The organism is Haloplanus salinarum (genome assembly GCF_024498175.1).
Lineage (GTDB): Archaea > Halobacteriota > Halobacteria > Halobacteriales > Haloferacaceae > Haloplanus > Haloplanus salinarum.
Genome location: NZ_CP101823.1, coordinates 854,050 through 874,752, shown reverse-complemented (window position 1 = coordinate 874,752; position 20,703 = coordinate 854,050). Strand labels below are relative to the sequence as shown.

At 67.0% G+C, this 20,703-nt stretch carries 24 protein-coding genes and 1 tRNA gene; 20 read left to right on the top strand and 5 right to left on the bottom strand.

Going from position 1 to position 20,703, the window contains the following annotated elements:
* Positions 1 to 38 precede the first annotated feature (38 nt).
* Positions 39 to 389 carry a helix-turn-helix transcriptional regulator gene (locus NO364_RS04635; RefSeq protein WP_157688262.1) on the top strand — a complete coding sequence of 117 codons (351 nt, stop codon included), beginning with the start codon at positions 39 to 41 and terminating at the stop codon, positions 387 to 389.
* A 40-nt stretch (positions 390 to 429) separates the two neighbouring features.
* Here NO364_RS04635 and psmA read toward each other — a convergent pair whose 3' ends face one another.
* A complete protein-coding gene (gene psmA / locus NO364_RS04630; protein WP_157688261.1) occupies positions 430 to 1,224 on the bottom strand; it encodes an archaeal proteasome endopeptidase complex subunit alpha in 795 nt (264 codons plus the stop codon).
* A gap of 313 nt (positions 1,225 to 1,537) precedes the next feature.
* Here psmA and NO364_RS04625 point away from each other — a divergent pair, with 313 nt between their 5' ends.
* From NO364_RS04625 to NO364_RS04605, 5 genes are all read left to right on the top strand, one after another.
* Positions 1,538 to 2,416 (top strand): universal stress protein, encoded by an 879-nt coding sequence (locus NO364_RS04625; RefSeq protein WP_157688260.1) that lies wholly within the window; start codon positions 1,538 to 1,540, stop codon positions 2,414 to 2,416.
* A gap of 86 nt (positions 2,417 to 2,502) precedes the next feature.
* Positions 2,503 to 4,023, top strand: a complete 1,521-nt coding sequence (locus NO364_RS04620) for a globin-coupled sensor protein (RefSeq protein WP_157688259.1) — start codon at positions 2,503 to 2,505, stop codon at positions 4,021 to 4,023.
* A 109-nt stretch (positions 4,024 to 4,132) separates the two neighbouring features.
* A complete protein-coding gene (locus NO364_RS04615; protein WP_257628657.1) occupies positions 4,133 to 4,960 on the top strand; it encodes a ZIP family metal transporter in 828 nt (275 codons plus the stop codon).
* Positions 4,961 to 5,046: 86 nt separating this feature from the next.
* Positions 5,047 to 5,217, top strand: coding sequence for a DUF7560 family zinc ribbon protein (locus NO364_RS04610; protein ID WP_199243725.1), 171 nt, complete (start codon positions 5,047 to 5,049; stop codon positions 5,215 to 5,217).
* A 75-nt stretch (positions 5,218 to 5,292) separates the two neighbouring features.
* Positions 5,293 to 5,739, top strand: coding sequence for a pyridoxamine 5'-phosphate oxidase family protein (locus NO364_RS04605; protein ID WP_257628656.1), 447 nt, complete (start codon positions 5,293 to 5,295; stop codon positions 5,737 to 5,739).
* Between the two features lie 70 nt (positions 5,740 to 5,809).
* On the opposite strand, the gene NO364_RS04600 is transcribed toward NO364_RS04605, so the two are convergent.
* Positions 5,810 to 6,466, bottom strand: a complete 657-nt coding sequence (locus NO364_RS04600) for a helix-turn-helix domain-containing protein (RefSeq protein ID WP_157688256.1) — start codon at positions 6,464 to 6,466, stop codon at positions 5,810 to 5,812.
* Between the two features lie 158 nt (positions 6,467 to 6,624).
* Here NO364_RS04600 and NO364_RS04595 point away from each other — a divergent pair, with 158 nt between their 5' ends.
* From NO364_RS04595 to NO364_RS04575, 5 genes are all read left to right on the top strand, one after another.
* Positions 6,625 to 7,005 (top strand): winged helix-turn-helix domain-containing protein, encoded by a 381-nt coding sequence (locus NO364_RS04595; protein ID WP_157688255.1) that lies wholly within the window; start codon positions 6,625 to 6,627, stop codon positions 7,003 to 7,005.
* 274 nt (positions 7,006 to 7,279) lie between these two features.
* Positions 7,280 to 8,263 (top strand): sodium:calcium antiporter, encoded by a 984-nt coding sequence (locus NO364_RS04590; protein ID WP_257628655.1) that lies wholly within the window; start codon positions 7,280 to 7,282, stop codon positions 8,261 to 8,263.
* A gap of 92 nt (positions 8,264 to 8,355) precedes the next feature.
* Positions 8,356 to 8,544: a hypothetical protein gene (locus NO364_RS04585; RefSeq protein ID WP_157688254.1), complete on the top strand. Its 189-nt coding sequence runs from the start codon at positions 8,356 to 8,358 to the stop codon at positions 8,542 to 8,544.
* A gap of 97 nt (positions 8,545 to 8,641) precedes the next feature.
* Entirely contained in the window at positions 8,642 to 9,085 is a 444-nt protein-coding gene (locus NO364_RS04580; RefSeq protein WP_157688253.1) for an Hsp20/alpha crystallin family protein, read from the top strand.
* A gap of 12 nt (positions 9,086 to 9,097) precedes the next feature.
* Positions 9,098 to 10,153, top strand: a complete 1,056-nt coding sequence (locus NO364_RS04575) for a GNAT family N-acetyltransferase (RefSeq protein WP_257628654.1) — start codon at positions 9,098 to 9,100, stop codon at positions 10,151 to 10,153.
* Here the strand turns inward: NO364_RS04575 and NO364_RS04570 are convergent.
* Positions 10,126 to 11,274, bottom strand: a complete 1,149-nt coding sequence (locus tag NO364_RS04570; RefSeq protein ID WP_157688251.1) for a M20 family metallopeptidase — start codon at positions 11,272 to 11,274, stop codon at positions 10,126 to 10,128. The genes NO364_RS04575 and NO364_RS04570 overlap by 28 nt on opposite strands.
* Before the next feature lie 338 nt (positions 11,275 to 11,612).
* Here NO364_RS04570 and NO364_RS04565 point away from each other — a divergent pair, with 338 nt between their 5' ends.
* Complete coding sequence (locus tag NO364_RS04565; protein ID WP_257628653.1) at positions 11,613 to 11,990, top strand: universal stress protein; 378 nt, start codon at positions 11,613 to 11,615, stop codon at positions 11,988 to 11,990.
* Between the two features lie 208 nt (positions 11,991 to 12,198).
* A complete protein-coding gene (locus NO364_RS04560; protein ID WP_157688249.1) occupies positions 12,199 to 12,891 on the top strand; it encodes a type 1 glutamine amidotransferase domain-containing protein in 693 nt (230 codons plus the stop codon).
* A 99-nt stretch (positions 12,892 to 12,990) separates the two neighbouring features.
* Here the strand turns inward: NO364_RS04560 and NO364_RS04555 are convergent, their stop codons facing one another.
* Positions 12,991 to 13,419 carry a high-potential iron-sulfur protein gene (locus NO364_RS04555; protein WP_157688248.1) on the bottom strand — a complete coding sequence of 143 codons (429 nt, stop codon included), beginning with the start codon at positions 13,417 to 13,419 and terminating at the stop codon, positions 12,991 to 12,993.
* A 109-nt stretch (positions 13,420 to 13,528) separates the two neighbouring features.
* Here NO364_RS04555 and NO364_RS04550 point away from each other — a divergent pair.
* From NO364_RS04550 to NO364_RS04535, 4 genes are all read left to right on the top strand, one after another.
* Positions 13,529 to 13,601, top strand: a tRNA-Arg gene (locus NO364_RS04550).
* A gap of 1,929 nt (positions 13,602 to 15,530) precedes the next feature.
* On the top strand, positions 15,531 to 16,043 hold the full coding sequence (locus tag NO364_RS18275) for a DUF7504 family protein (protein ID WP_420191865.1): 513 nt from the start codon (positions 15,531 to 15,533) through the stop codon (positions 16,041 to 16,043).
* Positions 16,028 to 16,213 carry a hypothetical protein gene (locus NO364_RS04540; RefSeq protein ID WP_257628651.1) on the top strand — a complete coding sequence of 62 codons (186 nt, stop codon included), beginning with the start codon at positions 16,028 to 16,030 and terminating at the stop codon, positions 16,211 to 16,213. Before NO364_RS18275 ends, NO364_RS04540 begins: the two co-directional genes overlap by 16 nt.
* Before the next feature lie 2 nt (positions 16,214 to 16,215).
* The gene (locus NO364_RS04535; protein ID WP_257628650.1) at positions 16,216 to 16,701 is read left to right on the top strand and encodes a GIY-YIG domain-containing protein; all 486 of its coding nucleotides are present in this window, start codon (positions 16,216 to 16,218) and stop codon (positions 16,699 to 16,701) included.
* A gap of 83 nt (positions 16,702 to 16,784) precedes the next feature.
* Here the strand turns inward: NO364_RS04535 and NO364_RS04530 are convergent, their stop codons facing one another.
* The gene (locus tag NO364_RS04530; RefSeq protein ID WP_257628649.1) at positions 16,785 to 17,834 is read right to left on the bottom strand and encodes an RNA-guided endonuclease TnpB family protein; all 1,050 of its coding nucleotides are present in this window, start codon (positions 17,832 to 17,834) and stop codon (positions 16,785 to 16,787) included.
* 212 nt (positions 17,835 to 18,046) lie between these two features.
* Here NO364_RS04530 and pyrB point away from each other — a divergent pair, with 212 nt between their 5' ends.
* From pyrB to NO364_RS04515, 3 genes are all read left to right on the top strand, one after another.
* Entirely contained in the window at positions 18,047 to 18,961 is a 915-nt protein-coding gene (gene pyrB / locus NO364_RS04525; protein WP_157688244.1) for an aspartate carbamoyltransferase, read from the top strand.
* Positions 18,958 to 19,449: an aspartate carbamoyltransferase regulatory subunit gene (pyrI, locus tag NO364_RS04520; protein ID WP_157688243.1), complete on the top strand. Its 492-nt coding sequence runs from the start codon at positions 18,958 to 18,960 to the stop codon at positions 19,447 to 19,449. Before pyrB ends, pyrI begins: the two co-directional genes overlap by 4 nt.
* Before the next feature lie 340 nt (positions 19,450 to 19,789).
* Positions 19,790 to 20,677, top strand: a complete 888-nt coding sequence (locus tag NO364_RS04515; RefSeq protein WP_157688242.1) for a hypothetical protein — start codon at positions 19,790 to 19,792, stop codon at positions 20,675 to 20,677.
* The last annotated feature ends 26 nt before the right edge of the window (positions 20,678 to 20,703 follow it).

Below are 20,703 nucleotides of genomic sequence, written 5' to 3'. Positions count from 1 at the left end.
GGGTGTATGCATCGGATCGTCGACCTGGAGGTGCGCCGATGAGCGCCGCCGAGGAAGCCGACCTGTCGGAGGCGGAGCGGGCGGCACTCGATCTGGTCCTCGAAACGCGTGGCATCCACCAGAGCGAACTGTGGAAGGAACTCGACATCTCCTCGCGGAAGGGGAGTCGCATCGCCGAGTCGCTGGTCGAAGCGGGGCTCATCCGCCGCGAGGAGACCGTCTATCAGGGACACAACACGTACTTCCTGATGCCGACGGCCCGTGATCTGAATTTCTCCCTGCTGATGGCCGGCGACATGCTGTCGCCGTTCATCGGCGAGGAGGAGGTCGATCCCCGGAGCGACGCCTTCTCGCAGTGGCTGATGAACCTGGCGTACGAAGAGTACTGATCGCCGCCGAAAGAAGGGATCGAGCGCGCCGATCCGGCGTCTACTCCTCGCCGTCGTCGCCGTCGTCCGCCGGTTCGTCGGCGTCGGCGTCCTCGTCGTCCTCGTCGGGCAACAGATCGAAGTCGCTCAGGTGACTCTCGATCTCGTCGTTGTCGAGTTCGTGGAACGCCTCGGTGTCGAGGCTGACGGTCGCCACGTCGACGCCCGCGGGTTCGAGGCTGCCGTCGTTGCTGGTGGCGAGCGCCCGGAGCGCGAGGGCGATCCCGCCGTCGAGGTCGAGGCCGTCCTCGTAGTTGTCCTCGAGGTACTCCTGCAGATCGCCGCGGTTCGCGCCGATCGAGACGGCCTTCCACTCGTAGGGCGTCCCCGAGGGGTCGGTCTCGTAGAGGCGCGGCTCGCCGTCCTCGATGCCGCCGATGAGGAGGGCCACGCCGAACGGACGGGCACCACCGACCTGCGTGTACTGCTGGATGTGGTCGGTGACCTCCTTCGTGAGCGTCTCGATGCCGATGGGCTCGCTGTACCGGAGGCGGTTGATCTGGGCCTGCCGGCGGGCGAAGTCGATGAGCTGGCGCGCGTCGGCGACGTGCCCGGCCGACGCGATGCCGGCGTGGTCGTCCGCCTTGTGAATCTTCTCGACGCTCGTCGGCTCCATGAGCGGCGACCGGGAGCGCTTGTCCGCCGCCAGTACCACGCCGTCCTCGGTTCGGATGCCGATACTCGCTGTCCCTCGCTTGACGGCCTCTCGGGCGTACTCGACCTGATAGAGGCGGCCATCGGGCGAGAAGATCGTTATCCCGCGGTCGTAGGCCTGCTGTTGGGCTTGTCCCTGCATTGTATCACGTTGACTCGAAATCGAGTTCGGTCGCGCCCGCGACGGCCGCCGGTCCGGTCCCACCCTCCGTGGACGGCGACCCACCGGCGGTCGTGCTCGAACACGACGCGTCTCTCGCGTCGCTACTCCGGTCCGGCGTCCTAAATACCTTTCTTACTTGGTGCGTCCGGCCGAGCGAATCCGGGACGGCGACGTCCCCGAGTACGGCTCTTGTCACGGCCGATCTACGGGGGGAGCCACCCCGACCGCCCCGTCCTCCGACGCCGTGGGGATCACCCCCTTGCTTTTGTCGTTGGCCCGCGTCCCGTGTCGTATGTTCGACACGATACTGTTCCCGACGGACGGCAGCGACGGGGCGGAGGCGGCCTTCGGACACGTACTCGACTTGGCCGAGGCCCACGACGCGACGGTGTACGTCCTCAACGTGGCCGATACTACCCGCGACAGCGTCACACAGATCCAAGGGCAAGTGATCGACGCGCTCGAACGCGAGGGGGCACGGGTCGTACAGGAGACGGCGGGGCGGGCGAGCGACCGGGGGGTCGCGACGGTCACTGAGGTGTTGCAGGGCGAGCCCTACAGCACCGTCGTCGACTACGCGGCCGCAAACGACGTCGACGTCATCGTCATGCCCACACACGGGCGACGGGGCCTCGAACGCTTCCTCCTCGGGAGCACGACCGAGCGGGTGATCCGCCGCGCCGACGTGCCCGTCCTCACGCTCCGCCCGGACGACGACGTACGGGTTCGACATCCCTACCGGAACGTCCTGGTGCCCACCGACGGGAGTGCCACCGCCGACGCGGCCCTGGACTTGGCCCTCGACCTGACCGCGGCCGAGGGCGCGGGGCTTCACCTCCTCTCGGTCGTCGACGTGACGAGTCTCGGTATCGACGTCCGGACCGACATCGCGGTCGAGTCGCTGGAGGAGAGCGCGGCCGACGTCGTCGAGTCCGCGACGGCGACGGCGAACGAGGCGGGCGTCACGCCGGCGGCGACGGCCGTCGAACTCGGCACGTCGGTCGCCCGTGTCGTCCGGTCGTACGTCGACGATCACGACGTCGACCTCGTGGTCGCCGGCACACACGGTCGGACCGGATTCGATCGGTACGTACTGGGAAGCGTCACCGAGAAACTCGTGCGGGCCTCGCCGGTGCCGGTCCTGACGGTCCGCGGAACGGCGACGTCGTAAGGGTCGGCACCCGGTTCGGGCCGGGGATTATCATCGATTGGAATCGGCAGACAGCTTTATCGCCCGGACCCGTCGACGGTCCAGTCATGCAGGATTTCGAGTCGGCGTTCGGCCGCGGTGGACTGAACGACCGGATCTCGGCCGACGCTCTCGTCCAAGAGTGTGGTCTCGACGAGGACGAAATCGCCTGGCGGAAGGAGTTCATCGGCTTCGACGAGGACGACGCCCGTCGTCTTCGGGATCTCGAAGGGGTGTTCCGCGAGCAGGCCGATCGGATCGCTGACGACTTCTACGAGAACCTGACGCAGTACGAACAGACCCGGTCCGTGATCGACCGCTCCGAGAAGGAGGTGGAGCAACTGAAACGCACCCAGTCCGCGTATCTGGTCACGCTCGCCGACGGCGAGTACGGGATGGACTACATCCGCAACCGCGCGCGGATCGGGAAGCTCCACGACCTCCTCGAGATGCCGATGAAACAGTACATCGGCCAGTACGGCGTCTACTACGACCTCCTCCTGCCGCTCCTGATGGAGCGGACGGGCGACCGTCTCGTCGACCGCCTCGCCACGGAGACGGACGCCGACGAGGACGCAGTCGAACGGGCCGTCCGCGCGGAACTCGACGAGGGTCTCGCCGAAACCCTCGCGGTCCTCCGTCTTCTCAACCTCGATATGCAGGTCGTTGCCGACACGTACATCCACTCCTACAGCCAGAAACTGCAGGACACGATCGAGGACCACGAGCGACTGATGGAGGAGGTCGAACGTGACCTCGCGGATCCGGTGGCGACGCTCCGCGACTCGGCGGAGGAAGTGGCCGCGAGCGCGGGATCGATCAGCGAGTTGGCGGACGAACAGGCCGACACCATGGGCGAGGTCGCGGGGGAGGTCTCGAACATGAGTGCGACGGTCGAGGAGATCGCCTCCACGGCGGACGAAGTGGCGGCGACCAGCGAACGAGCCGAGGACCTCGCCGCCGAGGGCCGGGAGGCGGCGACCGAATCCATCGAAGTGATGCGATCGGTGAGCGAGTCGGCACACGCGGTGACGGCGGACGTGGACGACCTAGAGGAGCGGGTCGACGAGATCGACGAGGTCGTCGAGGTCATCAACGACATCGCGGACCAGACGAACCTCCTGGCGCTCAACGCCTCCATCGAGGCGGCCCGCGCCGGCGAAGCGGGGGAAGGCTTCGCCGTCGTCGCCGACGAGGTCAAGGGGTTGGCCGAGGAGTCACAGCGACACGCCGGCGAGATCGAAACCATGGTCGACGACATCAAATCCGAGACCGAAGACGCGGTCGAGAGTCTGGAGTCCACGGCCGCGGAGGTCGAACGCGGGGTCGAGGGCGTCGAATCGGCCATGACGAAACTGGAGTCGATCGTCGACGCCGTCGCCGACGCCTCACAGGGGATCCGCGAGGTGTCGACCGCGACCGACGACCAGGCAGCGTCGACCGAGCAGGTCGCGGGGATGATCGACGAACTGGTCGAACAGGCCGACCGCGTGGCTGCGGAGGTCGAACACGTCGCGGCGGCCAACGAACAGCAGACCGAGCGAATTCGGGAGGTCGACGAGGCGGTACAGCGTCTGGGATCGGAGTGATCGGCCGCCGCCACCCGGGTCGACCCGTTCGGTGCCCGGCGGGTACGTTCAATACCGCCCGCCGAGTAGTCGGGCGTGTGAGCGGGAGTACCAGGGAGGGGTTCGTGTTGTGGTGATCGAGACGTTCACACGTCTGTTCGGGACCGATCCGCTGATCCACGGGGTCGTCGGCGGTATCGTCATCGCTACGTTCAACCTGTTCGGGGCGTCGTTGGTCTTCGTCTGGCGGGACCCCTCGGAGCGGAGCCTCGACGGCGCGCTCGGCTTCGCGGCGGGGGTGATGCTCGCGGCCAGTTTCACGAGCCTCATCATCCCCGGAATCGAGACGTACGCGAACGGCGACCCCATCCCCGTGTTGCTGGGGGTCGCCCTGGGGGCGCTTTTCCTCGACCGGGCCGACTCGCTGGTGCCCCACGCCCACTACCTCGTATCGGGGCGGCGACGGCCCGACGCGGCGAGTCCGGGCCGGGACCTGCCCGTCGACGACGAGCGGTTCGCCGGGGTGGTGCTGTTCGTCCTCGCGATCACCCTCCACAACATGCCGGAGGGACTCGCGGTCGGCGTCGGGTTCGGGAGCGGCGACCTCGCGACCGCCATCCCGCTGATGCTCGCCATCGGCATCCAGAACGTACCCGAGGGACTGGCGGTCTCGGTCGCGGCGATCAACGCGGGACTGGATCGGCGGACCTACGCCGTCTTCGCCGGGATCCGCTCGGGCGTGGTCGAGATCCCGCTGGCGATCCTCGGCGCGTACGCCGTCGGGGCGGTGTCGTCACTGCTGCCGTACGCGATGGGCTTTGCCGCCGGCGCGATGCTCTTCGTCATCAGCGACGAGATCGTTCCCGAGACGCACACGCGGGGGAACGAACGGGTCGCGACCCTCGGGACGCTCGCGGGCGTGATTGTGATGCTCTATCTCGACATCGCCCTAGCGTGATGGACGGCACCGGTCCCGGGTAGAGTTCCCACGGCACTGGAAAGACGGGGGTATCATATACCGGAGGCCGTTCTACCGATCCGATGATGACCGGGGGAACGGAGTTGACGTTCCACTGCCCGTCCTGTGGCGAATCCATGGCCGTGAACGCGCCGATGCGGGAGGCGCTCCTGAACCACGGCTGTGTGGTCTGTGGAACGGCCGTCCCTCGGAGCGCGTTCTCCACCCCGGAACCGGACGGCGACGCCGAGTGCTGATCGCGGCGTGAGCCTCGCCGAGTCAGTTGCACAAATATAAACACCCGCCAGCCGTTCCTCCAAGGGACGCCATCGATGACCGTAGAGCAACAGACCGTGATGACGGGGGCCGAAACCGACGCCCTCCTCGGACGCCACGAGACGGGTGTCCTCTCGCTCGCCCGCGGGGACGAACCCTACGCGGTGCCGATCTCGTACGGATACGACGCGGGGCCCCGACAGTTCTGCATGCGACTGGTATCTACGCCCGAGAGTCGAAAACGCCGCTTTCTCACCGACTCCCCACGGGTCCGGTTCGTCGTCTACGAGGAAGACGAGACGACCTACCGGAGCGTCATCGCCGACGGTCGACTCGAACACCTCCCCAAATCGGAACTCACGGCCGATCACGTCGAGCGGTACGGTTCGGCCAAGCGACCGCTGTTCGAGATGTGGGGCGAACCGAAGGCGGATCTGACGATCGATCTCTACGAACTCGAACCCGACGAGCTGAGCGGCCGCCGGATCGACGTCGAGCAGTGACTACCCCTCGTACGTCGTTAGGTAGTTCGCCGGGACAGTCCGGCGAGCTACCGGTAAACGGTCACAGTAGTTACTCCTCGAGGATCGCATCGAGGAGTTTCGACTGAGCGGCACTCAGGTGTTCGGTGAACGTCGATCGGGAGATGTCGAGCGCCGCAGCCACCTCGCCCGCGTTCGCCCCCTTCGGGCGCTCGAAGTATCCCATCTCGTGGGCGCGTTCGAGAACCTCACGCTGTCGGTCGGTGAGGCGTCCACGGTCGACGAACACTAGGTCGTGATCGGACGGATCGCCTCGCGAGCGGAGGAGCCGACGGATGTCGACGGCGGGGTACTCCTCCCGCAGCGTCGTGATGATATCCTGCAGTTCGGTCATATCCGCGGCGTGAAAGACCAGATAGAGCCAGCCGTCCCGCGTGTGGACGTCGACGACCGGACAGTCGAACGATTCGACGCGTTCGCAGGGACAACCCTGCCCCTGCGAGCGGCTGAACCGGTACACCGTCTTCGACCCGTAGGTGAACACGGGGTCGACCGGCGTCTCGGTGTCGGACACCACCCCATCGCCCGCGTCCTTCAGCATGAACTCCTCGGTGACGTGACCCGACGCACCCGGATTCGTCCCTTTCGAAACCGAGAACGTGGGTTCGCCCGCCTCCGCGGCGGCGTCCGCGACGGGACAGGTGCCGTCCGCGTCGACTTTCAGCTCCGCCCGAATGCCGGTGCCCATCGAGCGGGGATTTGCGGTCGAACCTCCTAAGTGTGCCCCTCTACGACCGTCTCGTGGTATTAACTAGCACACCAACGGGTTCGACTAGTTTATAAATCACCCCGATATCGTGGGTGAAGGTTGGTCGGGGCTCGGCCGATACACGAACCCGACCGACGATGGCTATCGCAACCACCGCTCGCCGCAAGGAGACGCCCGAGGAATCGACCGTCGACGACGCGGAGGAAGTGCAGGCGGTGCTCGACGCCCTCCACGACCCGGACTGCCGAACGGTGCTCGACGCGACGAGCGAGACGTCGCTGTCGGCCCGCGAACTCTCGGAGGCCTGTGACCTCCCGCTCTCGACGACGTACCGGAAGGTAGACACGCTCACCGAAGTGGGCCTGCTCGACGAGCGGACGCGGCTCTGCCCCGACGGCAAACACGCGAGCGAGTACGTCCGTCGCGTCGAGAGCGTCGACGTCGACGTCGACGACGAGGACGGGTTCGTCCTCACCGTCTCCCACCGGGACCCCTCCCGGACGGCGACGCGTCGCTGATCCCCGACACACGCCACCCGCCCGACCGTGCACGCCGCCCGGTGTCCGCCGTGGAACCGGCGGACTAATTCCGCACGACCCACGCGACTGGCGAGGAACTCCCGTCGCCGCCGGAGGAGGTTTCCCGGTCGACGGAGTAGCGCCCCCCGATGAGGCCTCCGTCGGGAGCCTGGTATCTGGTCCTCTCATACGGATTATTGTAACTGGTTGCCGGTGGTTCGCCGGACCGTCTCGGCGAACCACCGGTAATGACTTACAATAAACAGTATCAGTCGTGTCGACGGCCGTCGTCTGGAAGGGGAGCGACTATCTCGACCGGTCGGGCGAGCGACTCGCGCACCACTACGGGATGCCGCCCATCGTGCGCGGTGCGGTCGTCGCCGCGGTCGGGTCGAGCGCCCCGGAGCTTTCGAGCGTGGTGCTCGCGACGCTCCTCCACGGGGAGTTCGACCTCGGGGTGGGAGCTATCGTGGGGTCGGCCGTGTTCAACGTCCTCGTCATCCCGTCCGCGGCCACCCTGTCCCGCCGGGGACGACTGACCGCGAGTCGGCACCTCGTCTACAAGGAAGCGCAGTTCTACATGCTCTCCGTGGCGACCCTCCTCGTGACCTTCGCGTTCGCCGTCATCTACAACCCGGTGCCGGGCGGTGGGCTGGCCGGGACGGTGACCCGACCCCTGGCGCTACTCCCCGTGGCGCTCTACGGTGTCTACGTCTTCACCCAGTATCAGGATCTCGCCGATCACGACGGCGGGTCGGACGACGGCGTCGCGGTGGGGCGGCGGTGGCTGGAACTCGGGGCGGGGGTCGTTCTGATCGTCGTCGCCGTCGAGGGTCTGGTCCGGGCGGCCATCGGCTTCGGCGAGATGTTCGGCACGCCGAGTTTCGTCTGGGGGATGGTCGTCGTCGCCGCGGGGACGAGCGTTCCGGACCTGTTCGTGAGCCTCCGGGCCGCGAGAGGGGATGCCGGCGGCGACGTCACGAGCGTCGCCAACGTCCTCGGTAGCAACACGTTCGACCTGCTGATAGCCGTGCCAGCCGGCGTGTTGCTCGCCGGGACGGCCACCGTCGACTTCGCCGCTGCGGTGCCGATGATGGCCTCGCTCACCGTCGCGACGCTCGTCCTCTTTACCCTCCTGCGGACGGGGTTGGCGCTCACTTTCCGGGAGGCCGTCGTCCTGCTGGTGGTCTACGGGGGCTTTCTGGGGTGGCTCGTGCTCGAAACCGTCGGCGTCACGGGCGCGTTGCCGAGCGCGTGAGCAGTCAGCCCCCTCCGCGGCCCCGCCGAAGCGCCCACAGAACGAGGACGGTCTCCTCGATCCGTGCGGCCGTGTAGACCCACCGACGGGGTGTGGCGTCGCCCTCGGTCGCCGGCCACACGCTCGACGAGATCAGCCTCCCGCGGGGATCCCTGGTCGTGTCCGACCACGACTGGACGGGGGTCGCTCGGGCGGACACGGAACCGGAAGCCGGGAACCGGTACGTCGTCGTCGCCGAATCGTCCGTGGTCGACGAGCTGCTCGCGCTCTTTCGCGGGTGACACATCGTGGCTCCCCGCCCAAGCGGGTGCGCTGGCCGGTCCCGGTTCCCAGGAACGACCGTGTAGGATTTTAGTTAGCGTCGCGTCAGTAACAGGTATGAGCGGACGAAACCCGTTCGACGAACTGGAGGAACTGTTCGACCGGATGCAGGAGAACTTCGAGAGCGCGGCACGGACGTGGGACCCCGCCGAGACCGACCTGCCGACGTCGGCGGGAGCCGGGATGCGCGTCGACCTCGAGGACACCGGCGAGGAACTCGTGTTGACGGGCGACCTCCCGGGATTCGAAGCGGACGACATCGACGTCCGAGTGGTCGACGGAACGCTACGGGTGGGCGCCGAGCGCGACGAGGAGACCGAGGAAGAGGGCGGGGAGTACGTCCGGCGCGAACGCCGGCGGACGTCGGTCTCACGGTCGATCGATCTCCCCTCGGCGGTCGACGAGGACGACATCACGGCCACCTACAACAACGGCGTCCTGACGGTCCGGATGCCGAAGTCGGATCCGGATTCGCGTGGCACGCGGATCGACGTGAACTGACGGGAGCGGCCGATGGACGAGGAGCGGCCCTTCGTGCCGGACCTGCCGGCGGGCTACACGATCCGACGGATCGAGTGGGACGACGCGCCCGAGGTCGCGGCGGTGTACGCGGCGGCGTATCCGGCGGACACCGACTACCCGCTGGTCGAGACGGCGGCGGTCCGGTCGACCCTCCTGGGCGACCCAGACGTCGCGGCGTTCGTCGCCGAGACGGACGACGGCGTCACCGGTACGGCGACCATCGAGTACGACTCGCTGGATGAGGGGAACGCCCAGATCTGCAAACTCGCGGTCCACCCCGACCACCAGGGACGGGGGCTGGGGCGCGAGCTCCTGAAACACCGGCTGAACGTGCTCCACGCCGACGAGGCGTTCTCCGGGCTGGTGTACTCGGCGGCGGTCACCTCCCATCCCGCCTCCCAACACAACCTGCTGGCACGCGGGTTCGCTCCCTTCTCGATCCACAAGGACTTCCAGGGGGGCTACTTCGGCCCCCACAACGAGAGCGAGGTCATCACCCTCTACACCCCCAGCATCGACTACGACGAGCGGGACGTGTACGTGCCCGAGCGGTATCGCCACGTCGTCGAGCGGACGCTGGCGAACGCGTCGCTGGACCTGCTCGGGCGGCGAATCCGCACGGTCAACACGGTGACCTACCCCCAGGCCGACCAGGTCGAGATGGCACTCTCCCGGGAGCGGGGCTTCCTCTGGGAGGTGACCGCCGGCGGCGACGAGTCGTGGGCGCGCACGGAGGCGGAGATTCGGGCCGCGATGCGCGAGGAGGACGTCCACCTGATGGTCCCGGTCGATGCCAACGCCCGCCGGCTCATCGCGCTCTACGAACCGCTGGAGGCGGACGGCTTCTCGCCCGCGGGGTTCGTCCCCGACTGGCTGAGCCGCGACGGGGACCGCCGTGACGCCTTCGTCTTCCAGCACCCACCGGACGACACGCCGACCGAGGTGGCCGTGGTCGACGACGTGAAGGCACTCATCGACACGCTCGGCCTCGACTACCGCGTCGTCGCGGCCCACGACCGCTACTGGGACCTCGAACTGGAACTGTAGGGTGCGTCCGCGGCGAAGGCGGCGAGCGTCCGACAGTAGTCGGGGAGGCTGTCGAGAACGAGATACTCGTAACTCTCGTGAGAGCCGTAGCCCTCGGGCCCGAACGCCACGCCCGGCACCCCGTGGGTCGCGAAGTGTCGCAGGTCGCTCGTGTGCGGTTTGCGGACCAGATCGACCTCCCGTCCGAGTACCCGTTCGGCGTGACGTTGCAGGCCACGAACGTACGGATCGTCGGGGGCCGTGTCCACGGGGGCGCCGTGGCCGACGCTCTCGACGGAGAGGTCGGAAATATCACGGAGCGCCCCAAGGACGCTGTCGCGGGCCTCGGCGTCCGGATAGCGCACGTCGAGCTGGAGACGAGCGGCGTCGGCGACCTGGTTGACTGCCGTCCCCCCCTCGATGCGACCGTAGTTGACGGTCGGCTCCCAGTCGTAGTCCCGGGCCACCCCGTCGACGGCCGCGTCGACGGCGGGGTAGGCCGCCATCAGCGTCTCGATGGCGCTCTCGCCTTGCTCGGGTGTCGCGGCGTGTGCGGGGTCGCCAGTCGCCCGCAGGTCGATCCGGATCACCCCCTTCTGTCGGTGGACGATGTCCATGTAGCCCGCGAGGTTGTTCGGTTCGCCCGTGATGCAGAAGGCGGGGTCGTACCCCACTTCCTCGAGGAGGTAGCGGGCGCCGTCGTAGCCGCCGCGCTCTTCGTCGGTGACGACCATCAGCGCGAGCGACGGCGGATCGGGAGTCCGCGAGAGGTCACGTACCACGTGCATCATCGCCGCGAGTCCCCCTTTCATGTCCGCCGTCCCCCGCCCCGAGAGTTCGCCCTCGGTGACGTACCGTGGCGTGAACAGGCGGTCGGCGCCCGGAACGACGTCGAGGTGGCCGTGGAAGACGACGTCGGGAGTCAACGAACCGTCGAGCGAGACGACCAGTGAGGGGGTGTCGTCGTGGCTGTAGCGCTCGACGGTCACGTCGGCGTCGGCGAAGAAGTCGGCGACCGCGGAGAGGCAGGCCTCGATCTCCCCCGGCCGGTCCTCGGTGGTTCGGTACGTCACGAGATCGGCGGTCGTCTCGGCCACCCGCTCCCCGAGCGACGCTCCGGCGACGTCGCCGTACACGACCATACCGACCGCTTCGCGTCTCGACCTTTTGAATCTGTCTCGGCGTGGGGTCCCGCCGTGCCCCGATCGTATCGACGACACGAGTTCGGCCGCCGTCGAGCGCGGTCAGTGTCGCCGCGACCGAACCCATGGAGGGACTGATGGGTACTCTTCCCGCCGTATCCGCCGGTCCGGTGTCGTCACGACGGGTGTGTTGTGTCTCATCTGATGGGTCCATTCCCGACGATTTCCGGCAGCGACACGACGCTACGGCGTTGAAACGGGGAGCTCTCGCTGTCCTCCCAGCCGAATGACATTCATCACCAACATTTATTTAGATACCGATAGGACAGAGATGTGCCATGTCAGTCTTAGCTGCAGTCGACAGCGCGGACGAGAGCCGAGTGGTACAGCGCGGCTACGAACTCGCTCAGGCGTTCGACGAGGAGCTCGTCGTCTTCAACGTCCAGCCGGAGACGGAGTCGAAGTCGACCGCCAAGGAGATCGCCGAGAACGCGGTCAAGCTGGCGCTCGACGACCCGCAGAACGTCACGGCCGTCGGAGCGCTCGGCGAGCCCGCGCCGCGCATTCTCAACGAGGCGGAGGAGCGTAGGTCCAACTACATCGTCCTCGGACCGCAGAAGCAGACGCCGATCGGCAAGGCACTGATGGGCAGCGTCTCCCAGCTCGTGCTGTTGAATGCCGACTCCACCGTCGTCTTCGTCTCCGACGAGGAGTAACGCGACCTCGACACATCTTTTGGCGGCCACCGGCGCGTGAGACGGTCCGTCCGACCCGACGACCGACCGGTCCGCTGGAGCCTTCCGAGCGACGTCCGAACCCTCGGCGGTGGTCCGTCTCCCGACGCTCGAGGCGTGAGTCGCTCGTCCCGGCGGTCATCCCCGGATCGCGAACGCCTTTCCGTCTCAGCGCCGTAGCGGTCGGTGCATGCCATCCGCACTGTTCGTCGTCAGCGAGGAGGGGTACTGGGGAGAGGAGTGTATCGAGCCGCTGACGACGCTCGACGAGGCGGGGGTCGAGGTCACCGTCGCCACGCCCACGGGCGGGCCGCCGGTCGTCGACGAGCGGTCGGTCGATCCGGCGAACGTCGGGGCGGAGACCGCCGAACGCGTCCGGGAGGTCCACGAGACCGACCCGCGCCTGAACGACCCCGAAGGGGTGACCGCTGTCGACGCCGCCGACCACGACGCCGTCGTCTTCCCCGGCGGCCACGGAACCGAGTGGGACATCAACCAGGACCGCCACGCCCGCGCTCTGCTCCGCGAGGCCGTCGACGGCGGCGACACGAAGGCGCTCGTCGTCTGTCACGCCGTCGGCATCCTCGCGTTCACCCGCGACGCCGACGGGGACTTCCTCGTCGCCGGACGACGGGTCACGGGCTTCCCGAACGCCTGGGAGGAGGGCATCGTCGACGACCACGACCTGATGCCCGACGGACGCAAGCTTCCCTACTGGGTGGAAGACGAGGTGCGGGCGGCGGGCGCCGAGTGGGACGCCGAACTCGACGCCGAGACGTCGGTCACCGTCGACGGCGACCTAGTGACTGCCCGCGGACCGGCGTCCTCGGCCGCGGCGGCCCGGACGCTGCTCGCGGAACTCGGCGTCGAGGGCGGGGCGTAGGCTGTGCCGTATGCTGGTGGCGGGACCATACGTCCGTATCCCCGCTCGACGGCACGTCGTCGGGGGCACGCCGACCGATGAATCCGCTAGGCTAGAGGACTAGCCCTCGTACTCGGCGTAGCTGACGCAGTAGCCCTCGGGGTCGATGTTGCCCTCGACGAGGGTACACGCCCCCATGCCGTCGCCGTTCTTGTCCTCGATGTAGAACTGGCAGTTCGAACACTTCTGGCCGTCCTTTGGCTCGGACTGGTAGTTCACCGCCGACTTCGAGGAGAGCGAGTCGGGATTCCGCTGGGCACCGCCGATGGCGGTGGCCGTCTCGTACTCCGACGGAACGGTGTCCTCGCCGCCCGAGGTGGCCGTCTCCGTCGCGGTGGCCGTCGCGGTGGCCGTCGCCGTGTCGCCGCCGCCGTCGCCGCCATCGCCGCCGTCGCCACCGCCGGAACAGCCGGCCAGCCCCGTGGCGAGTCCCGTTCCGACCAGTGCGAGAAGTCGACGTCGTTCGGTATCGGCTGCTCGATCTTCCATGATAGCCGATTGGGGTCGGAAGCATGAATAATGTATGGTGCGAGCGTCAAAGGGACGTGGCTGGGACGGGATACCGACCTTTTTGTCCACGTCCCGTTTACGGCCGGCAGGGCGTGTGGCCTAGCGGATAGGGCGAGAGGTTCCTAACCTCTCGATCGCGGGTTCGAATCCCGCCACGCCCGCTGTTCTGTCCGAGCGAAGCGAGGTCGAACAGTGTACCGTAAGGGATTCGAATCAGGGAGCGAAACGACCGTGGTTCGAATCCCGCCACGCCCGCTGTTCTGTCCGAGCGAATCGAGGTCGAAAACGGTTACCGGAGTTCGAACCACGCGAATCCGAGCGCCAGCGAGGATTCGCAATCGGGTTCGAATCCCGCCACGCCCATCTCACTCACTCCGTTCGCTCGATGCGCGTGGCCGAGTGCGTGTGTCATCCGGGTATCCAACCCACGACGATCACGCCGTGGTTCGTGGCCGGTGGTCTCGAGGCCTTCTCCGCTCGGAATCGCCCTTCGGACGGTGCGGGGCGAAGGGTTTTGTCCGCCGATTCCAACGTGCTGACGTGTCCCGGCCTCGCGTCGAGTTCGAGGTAGCCCTCGACGATCTCGACCCTGGGGAACGCGCCTCGTTCGTGGCCGCAGTCTACGACGCCCGGGGGTGGGAGGGCGAGCGCGTCGGTGTCATCGTCTCCGTCCGACCGCCGTTCGAGGGGGCCGACCCGCAGCGGGTCGCCCCACCCGGAGTGACGGCGACCGACGGCGTGGCGCCACTGCCGCTCGAAGACCTCCGGGAGATGCTGCGCTACGCCGTGACCCCTGATGACCGAACTCGACTCTGTCACCGCTTCTTTGACGCGTCACCCGACGCCGTCGGGTTGACTGTCTCTAACATAGGCGTCCCCGCCGATGACGTCGACGATACCTACGGCCGGAAGGTTCGGCAGCCATCCGCCACGGAGCCCTCGACCGGATCGTCGGGTGGGGGGACCGACGACGCTCTCGCCCGGTCGGCTGACGACGGTCCGGACGACGACGACGGAGGCGGTGACCGCCGAACGGTCGTCGCGCTGTCGTCCGTTTCCATCGTCGCCGTCGTGCTCGCCCTCGTCCTCACGTCTGCCATCGTCGCCGTCGCTCCGTTCGCAACCGGTCCCGTCGTACCCATCGATGATTCCTCCGGGTCGGCCTCAGCCGGCGAGACTCCGAGCGTCGAGAACGCGTCGGAGGATTCGGAGACGCCGCTCGCGGACGACCAAACGGCGACTGACGGCGGATCGTCGTCCGAGAACGCCGATTCGATCGAGGACTCGGCTTCGGGGCGTCAAGTCGTTCTCGAAGAGTCGTATCCGCCCGGCGTCGGCGTCGACGGCGTCGAGAACGTCTCGATGCTGGCCGCCGCCCACTACTCGACGCTCTCGGCCGAGTCCTACCGGCTCTCGGTCACGAATCGGGAATCCGTCGATGGACAGCGAACCGCCGTCGCGTGGGAACGGACGGTCGTCGAGACGCCCGCCCGTCACCGATCGACGGTGCGGGTTGCCGGGACGTTCCGCTGGCCCCCGTCCGGAGTTGCGAACGCATCGACGTACGCCAACGGAACGAAACGGATCGTCCGCGTAGGATCGAACACCGACGCCGACGGTAACGTTCGTTTCGAGTCGCCCCCCGTCTCGAATTCGTCGGCCCTCGACGCGGACCACCGTGTCATCGGACCCGCCCCCGACACGGATCCGTTCGCCGTTCGAACCGCATCTCTCCTCCGACGGGCGCTATCCGGAACGGATACGGCGGTCACCGGCTCCTTCGAGCGCGGTGGGAGGACGTACCTTTGGATCGAGATTCGCAGCGCTTCGACGACGTCCGGCGCGGACGAAGGAACCCTCCTCGTCGACGAGCGTGGACTGGTCCACGGGATGCGCTACGCTCGAACGGTCGTCTCTCTCGACTCCACGCCAGTCAGGCGAACCATCACGTTACGGATCACGCCCAGCAACGTGACCCTCGTACCGCCACCGTGGTATCGGCCGGAAAATGCCGCCGACCGTCGCCGCTCGCGGACCCCGACCAGTGATTCCGTCCGCGCTCACGTCACGGTGAAGGGTCGTCTGACCGAATCGTCCTCGCTCCGGATGGCCGGCGCGTCCGCGTCGCCAACGTCGTCCGGACCGCCGTCGTACATCGGCACGTCGACTCGCTGGATCCGGCCCGGATCGGCATCATCGACACCTCGGGAAGCGACGGCCGGTCGGTGGTCGACGCGACGACCGAACACGTCTCCTCGCCCAGCGACCTCACCGGTATCAGCGTCGGGACGGCGAAGCTGTTCCGGCAGTTCGAGAACCGTGGCGTCTCGGATATCCGGTACGGGCTGATCTCGGTGTCGACGCTGTTGCAGTACACGAACAGCAAGAAAGTGTTCAACTTCCTCTACGTCTACACCAAGCGGATCGCGGAGACGGGCGGACTCGGCGTCTACACGCTGGACGACGATAGCCACGACCCACAGGTTGTCAACACCATCACCGGACAGTTCGACGGCGTGATCGAACTCCGGGGGACGGACGGCGACCTGCAGTTCCGCGTCCGCGGGTTCGGACGGCGGCCGACGGCGTGGGACGCGTTCTGATCGGGACGGACACCGCTCCCGGCGGACTCACGACGGCCCGCACACTGACGGCGGCGGTCGGCGACGGATTGATGTCCGAGCCGTCGAACGTCGACACCGTGCAACGCCATCCGTCCACCGGCGCCGACCGCGAGATCGACCGGGACGCGTTCCCCGAGCGGCCCCCGTAGCCGTGGCGCGGACCGCGCTACTCGACCGACTGTACTCGCTGTTCGACGACCTCGAACGGCGGATCGGCGGCGCGCGACGGCTCGGGGACTGCGACGGCTACATGGACTGGCCGGATCGGGGCGTCTACTTCCTCTTTTCGGCCGACGAGACCCGGGTGACCGGTGAATTCCCCCGTCTCACGCGGGTCGGGACCCACGCCGTCTCGCGGGGGAGCGGCTCCACCCTGTGGGAGCGCCTGCGGACGCATCGGGGTGCCCAGCGTGGGACGTACGTGGGCGGGGTTGACATCCTCCCCGCCCTAAAGGGCGAGGATTCCCCGAAGGGGATATTCAGGTTGCGCGTTTCCTCGGGCCTCAAGTACGCTTTCGCGTGGGCCGTCGAAGGTCGCCGTCCAGTTGTGACCAAGGACGTGCTTTCCAGCGCGTGTAGCCCTGTCAATTGGGCCTTCCTCCCCGCAATCTGCGGGCGTCAACGGCGTGGAACGTAGTTCCACGGGCAATCGGGCGTAGCCCGATGACGACGGCTGGCTATTCAACCAGCGAGGTAGCACGGTTCGCGTCAGCCGAACTGTTACGCCGTGCATGGTTCACCCTCCCGTTGTGCGATATTCTCCGAAGCGTTCAGGTCGGCGTGTCGTCCACGGCCACACTCCGTACACGAAAAGTGGTCGCCATCACGGGTTCCCATCGAACCACACGCCGAACACCGCTGGCTGGTATGGTACGCATCGACCTTTTCAACGCGAACACCAGCGCGTTCGGCTTTGTACGTAATGAACTGTTGGAGTTGGTGGAAGTGCCACGAGTGGACGCCCGACCACGAACTGTTCTCGCGGATGCCTTCGAGATCTTCCATCCGAATGACGGGGTTCTCGAACTGTTCCGCGAACGTGATGAGGCGACGGGAGAGTTTGTGGTTCATGTCTTTGATCCGACGCTGTTCTTTGTCACCCACGCGGTTGCGTGCGCGAAGCGCACCCGCTTTCGATAGCGACTCGCGTAGGGAACGATATTTGCGTCGAACGTACTTCGCCTCACCACCAGACACCAGCATCGACTCGTCCTCATCGTAGGCGGTCACAGCGAGGATGTGTCGTTCACCAATATCGACACCGATGGGCGTCTCGCCCGACGTATCGGCGTCGTACTCGATATTGAACGTACAATACCAGTCGTCTCCGCGACGGTAGACCTGTAGACGAGTCTTGTCGGCGTCACCTTCGACTAGTCGGTCTACTGGATTGGCAATGTCGTCGTACACCTCTATCGGGGTGTACCACCATTGGGAGACGCACGGGAAGCCGACGACGACCGTGCCGTTCTCAGTCGTGTCGATTTCCCAGTTCTGGTTGTTGACGGCGAACGGCTGACTCTCTCGGTAGCGAATCTCTCCGTCCTTATTATGGTCGGATTTTGCCTCCCGGATGGCTTGGTTCTGGATTGCCGAGTAGAGGTCGTTGTCGATGCTAGCCGTGGTCACGGATTTGTCGAAGTCGCCGTTTTCCCATCCGTCGATACAGAATTGCTTGGTGTCACGGTAGAGTCGAGTGGCGTGTTGCCACTCTTTGCGCCGTGAGAGGGATGGATTGTGGAACTTCGCGGTGACGGTCACCGTGACCATTACATTTGTAATTAGGTATGCTGTCTAAAGTATCTATTGGAATAGCAGGCTGTGCTATCGTCGGTGGATTGTGTCGTCGTTTGTCGGATTCATCCCCGTCCTGAAGGGCGGGGCTTTCTCCTCGCACTTCCGTAAGCCGGCAGTGGCGGCGCCGCCCCGACGGAGCCGTGATGCCGAGGGATTCAAGACGCCGCGGGTGGCTCACACACGTAATGCTACGGGACCACCTCATCAGCGCGGCCCACCTCTCCCGGGACGACATCGAGGCGGTGCTCGATCACGCGGCGGCCATCGACGCCGACCCCGGGATCGTCCGCGGCCGGCACGCCGGCCGCGTGCTCGCGCTGTGTTTCTTCGAGCCGAGCACGCGGACGAAGATGAGCTTCGAGACGGCGATGAAGCGTCTCGGCGGCGACACCATCGACATGGGTGCGGTGGAGTCGTCGTCGGTGAAGAAAGGCGAGAGCCTCGCGGACACGGTTCGGGTGATCGAGGGGTACGCCGACGCGCTCGTCCTCAGACATCCGAGCGAGGGATCCGCGAAACTCGCCTCGGAGTTCGTCGACGTTCCCCTCGTGAACGCCGGCGACGGGGCCGGCCAGCACCCGAGCCAGACCCTCCTCGACCTCTATACGATCCGGGAGAACGCGGGACTCGACGACATCACGGTGGGCATCATGGGCGATCTGAAGTACGGGCGGACGGTCCACTCGCTCGCCCACGCGCTCACCGAATTCGACGTGCGTCAGCACTTCATCAGCCCGGAGAGCCTGCGCCTGCCGCGGAACGTCCGGTACGACCTCCACGAGACGGGCGCGGAGGTCCGAGAACACACCGATCTCGACGAGGTCCTCCCGGAGTTGGACGTCCTCTACGTCACCCGCATCCAGCGGGAGCGGTTCCCCGAGGAACGGGAGTACCGCGAGGTCGCCGGCGAGTACCGCATCGACAACGAGGTGCTGGCGGACGCCTCCGAGGATCTGACCGTGATGCACCCGCTACCGCGCGTCGACGAGATCGCGCCCGAGGTCGACGAGACGGCGCGCGCGAAGTACTTCGAACAGGCCCACAACGGCGTCCCCGTTCGGATGGCCCTGCTCGACGGCCTGCTTGGAGGAGACACATGAGCGACACCGACAAGGAACTCCGCGTCAGCAAGATCCGCGACGGCACCGTCATCGACCACGTCACCGCCGGTCAGGCGCTGAACGTCCTCGCCATCCTCGGCATCGACGGCAGCGGCGGCGAGAGCGTCAGCATCGGCATGAACGTCCCCAGCGACAAACTCGGCCTGAAGGACGTCGTCAAGGTCGAGGGGCGCGAACTCAGCCAGTCGGAGGTGGACGTCCTCTCCCTGATCGCGCCCGAGGCGACGATCAACATCATCCGCGACTTCGACGTGATCGAGAAGAACCGCGTCGAGCGCACCGAGTCGGTGACCGGCATCCTCGTCTGCCCCAACCACAACTGCATCACGAACGCCGACGAACCGGTTCGGACGGCGTTCGCGGTGCTGGAGGACGGCGTTCGGTGCTCCTACTGTGGCACTATCGTCCGCGGGGGTGACGTCGCGGAACACATCGACGCCCACGGGTCGGGCGAAACCGCTTTGTGACCGGTGGTCCAAGGGGGTATCATGTCCGGAAAGACAAAGTTCATCCTAGTGTTGGCACTGATCGCAATCGGCTACGTCCTGCTCTCGGGCGACAAGAAACCGGTCGAGGTCGACGTCGAGGAGTAACCGCGTCGCCTTCGGCGGGACGTCCGTCGACTCGTCGGGCGTCGACCGCCCTGTGATCCCCCGTTCTTTCGCCGCCACGCCGAGGAGCGCCGGCTCCGCCGGTCACGGAACACGATTAGCCGCGGAGTCCGCCGATCGGTCCCGTGACGGACCGCCACGCGACCCTCGACGCGTACCCGAACCACTTACGCCCACACGCCCGCTACCGGCGGGTATGTACGGCGTCGTCACGCGGAACGCCGAGGAACTGGAGTGGTCGGTCTTCGACGTCGGCTACTACGAGGTGAAAGACGTGACGGGACGGGCGGCCGCGCCCCAGTCGGCCGGCGTCAACATGCTCTCGGCGTTCGGCGACAACGCCGCCGTCGGCGACGAGCCCTCGCTCGCGGCCGTCGACGCCGAGGGTCGGCCCGCGACCCGAGAGCGGCCCTACTTCGACTGGTCGTACGTCTGTCCCACCCACGAGGAGTATCGCGAGGGATTGCTGGAGATCGTCGACGACTGCGTCGCGGCCGGACCGGACCTCCGTCTCGACGACGTGGGCTTCCCGCGCGACGGCTACTGTCGCTGCGAGCGGTGCGACGAGCGCTTCGCCGCGAGCGAGTTCGACGACCGCGAGGACTGGCGGGCGTCGGTCGTCACCGACTTCGTCACTGCGGTCCGCGATCGGGTGCCGGGCGACCTCGCGGTGACCCTCTATCCGGACCCCTATCCCGGCCACCTGCGTTCCCGGAGCGGCGTCGATATCGAGGCGCTCGCACCGGCGGTCGACCGCTTCGTCGTCCCGCTTTACGACACCGCGTACGGAACGACCTACTGGCTGGAGACCATCGCCAAGGGGTTCGAGAGCCGCCTCGCGGAGCTCGATTCGGGGCTGGCGATCGAACTGTACGCCGTCGACGTCGACGTCGACGCCCTCGTCGGTGCGACGGAGGTCGCGGCGGCCTACGCCGACGCCGTCTGCTTCGGCTACGACGCGAGCAACGCCGCGGCGGCGATCCGACGGCTTCGGGCCGACCGCCGCGAGGGTGTCTCCCACGGGGCCGACGCCGGGCGGGACGCCGACGGCGACGCGGATGCCGCCGATCACAGCGGCCCGTAGGAGAGCGCCCAGACGACGGCGATGCC

Coding starts and splice junctions, on each gene's coding strand:
- NO364_RS04635 (WP_157688262.1), top strand. CDS start 39: ATGAGCGCCGCCGAGGAAGCCGACCTGTCGGAGGCGGAGCGGGCGGCA.
- psmA (WP_157688261.1), bottom strand. CDS start 1,224: ATGCAGGGACAAGCCCAACAGCAGGCCTACGACCGCGGGATAACGATC.
- NO364_RS04625 (WP_157688260.1), top strand. CDS start 1,538: ATGTTCGACACGATACTGTTCCCGACGGACGGCAGCGACGGGGCGGAG.
- NO364_RS04620 (WP_157688259.1), top strand. CDS start 2,503: ATGCAGGATTTCGAGTCGGCGTTCGGCCGCGGTGGACTGAACGACCGG.
- NO364_RS04610 (WP_199243725.1), top strand. CDS start 5,047: ATGACCGGGGGAACGGAGTTGACGTTCCACTGCCCGTCCTGTGGCGAA.
- NO364_RS04605 (WP_257628656.1), top strand. CDS start 5,293: ATGACCGTAGAGCAACAGACCGTGATGACGGGGGCCGAAACCGACGCC.
- NO364_RS04600 (WP_157688256.1), bottom strand. CDS start 6,466: ATGGGCACCGGCATTCGGGCGGAGCTGAAAGTCGACGCGGACGGCACC.
- NO364_RS04595 (WP_157688255.1), top strand. CDS start 6,625: ATGGCTATCGCAACCACCGCTCGCCGCAAGGAGACGCCCGAGGAATCG.
- NO364_RS04580 (WP_157688253.1), top strand. CDS start 8,642: ATGAGCGGACGAAACCCGTTCGACGAACTGGAGGAACTGTTCGACCGG.
- NO364_RS04575 (WP_257628654.1), top strand. CDS start 9,098: ATGGACGAGGAGCGGCCCTTCGTGCCGGACCTGCCGGCGGGCTACACG.
- NO364_RS04570 (WP_157688251.1), bottom strand. CDS start 11,274: ATGGTCGTGTACGGCGACGTCGCCGGAGCGTCGCTCGGGGAGCGGGTG.
- NO364_RS04565 (WP_257628653.1), top strand. CDS start 11,613: ATGTCAGTCTTAGCTGCAGTCGACAGCGCGGACGAGAGCCGAGTGGTA.
- NO364_RS04560 (WP_157688249.1), top strand. CDS start 12,199: ATGCCATCCGCACTGTTCGTCGTCAGCGAGGAGGGGTACTGGGGAGAG.
- NO364_RS04555 (WP_157688248.1), bottom strand. CDS start 13,419: ATGGAAGATCGAGCAGCCGATACCGAACGACGTCGACTTCTCGCACTG.
- NO364_RS04530 (WP_257628649.1), bottom strand. CDS start 17,834: ATGGTCACGGTGACCGTCACCGCGAAGTTCCACAATCCATCCCTCTCA.
- pyrB (WP_157688244.1), top strand. CDS start 18,047: ATGCTACGGGACCACCTCATCAGCGCGGCCCACCTCTCCCGGGACGAC.
- pyrI (WP_157688243.1), top strand. CDS start 18,958: ATGAGCGACACCGACAAGGAACTCCGCGTCAGCAAGATCCGCGACGGC.
- NO364_RS04515 (WP_157688242.1), top strand. CDS start 19,790: ATGTACGGCGTCGTCACGCGGAACGCCGAGGAACTGGAGTGGTCGGTC.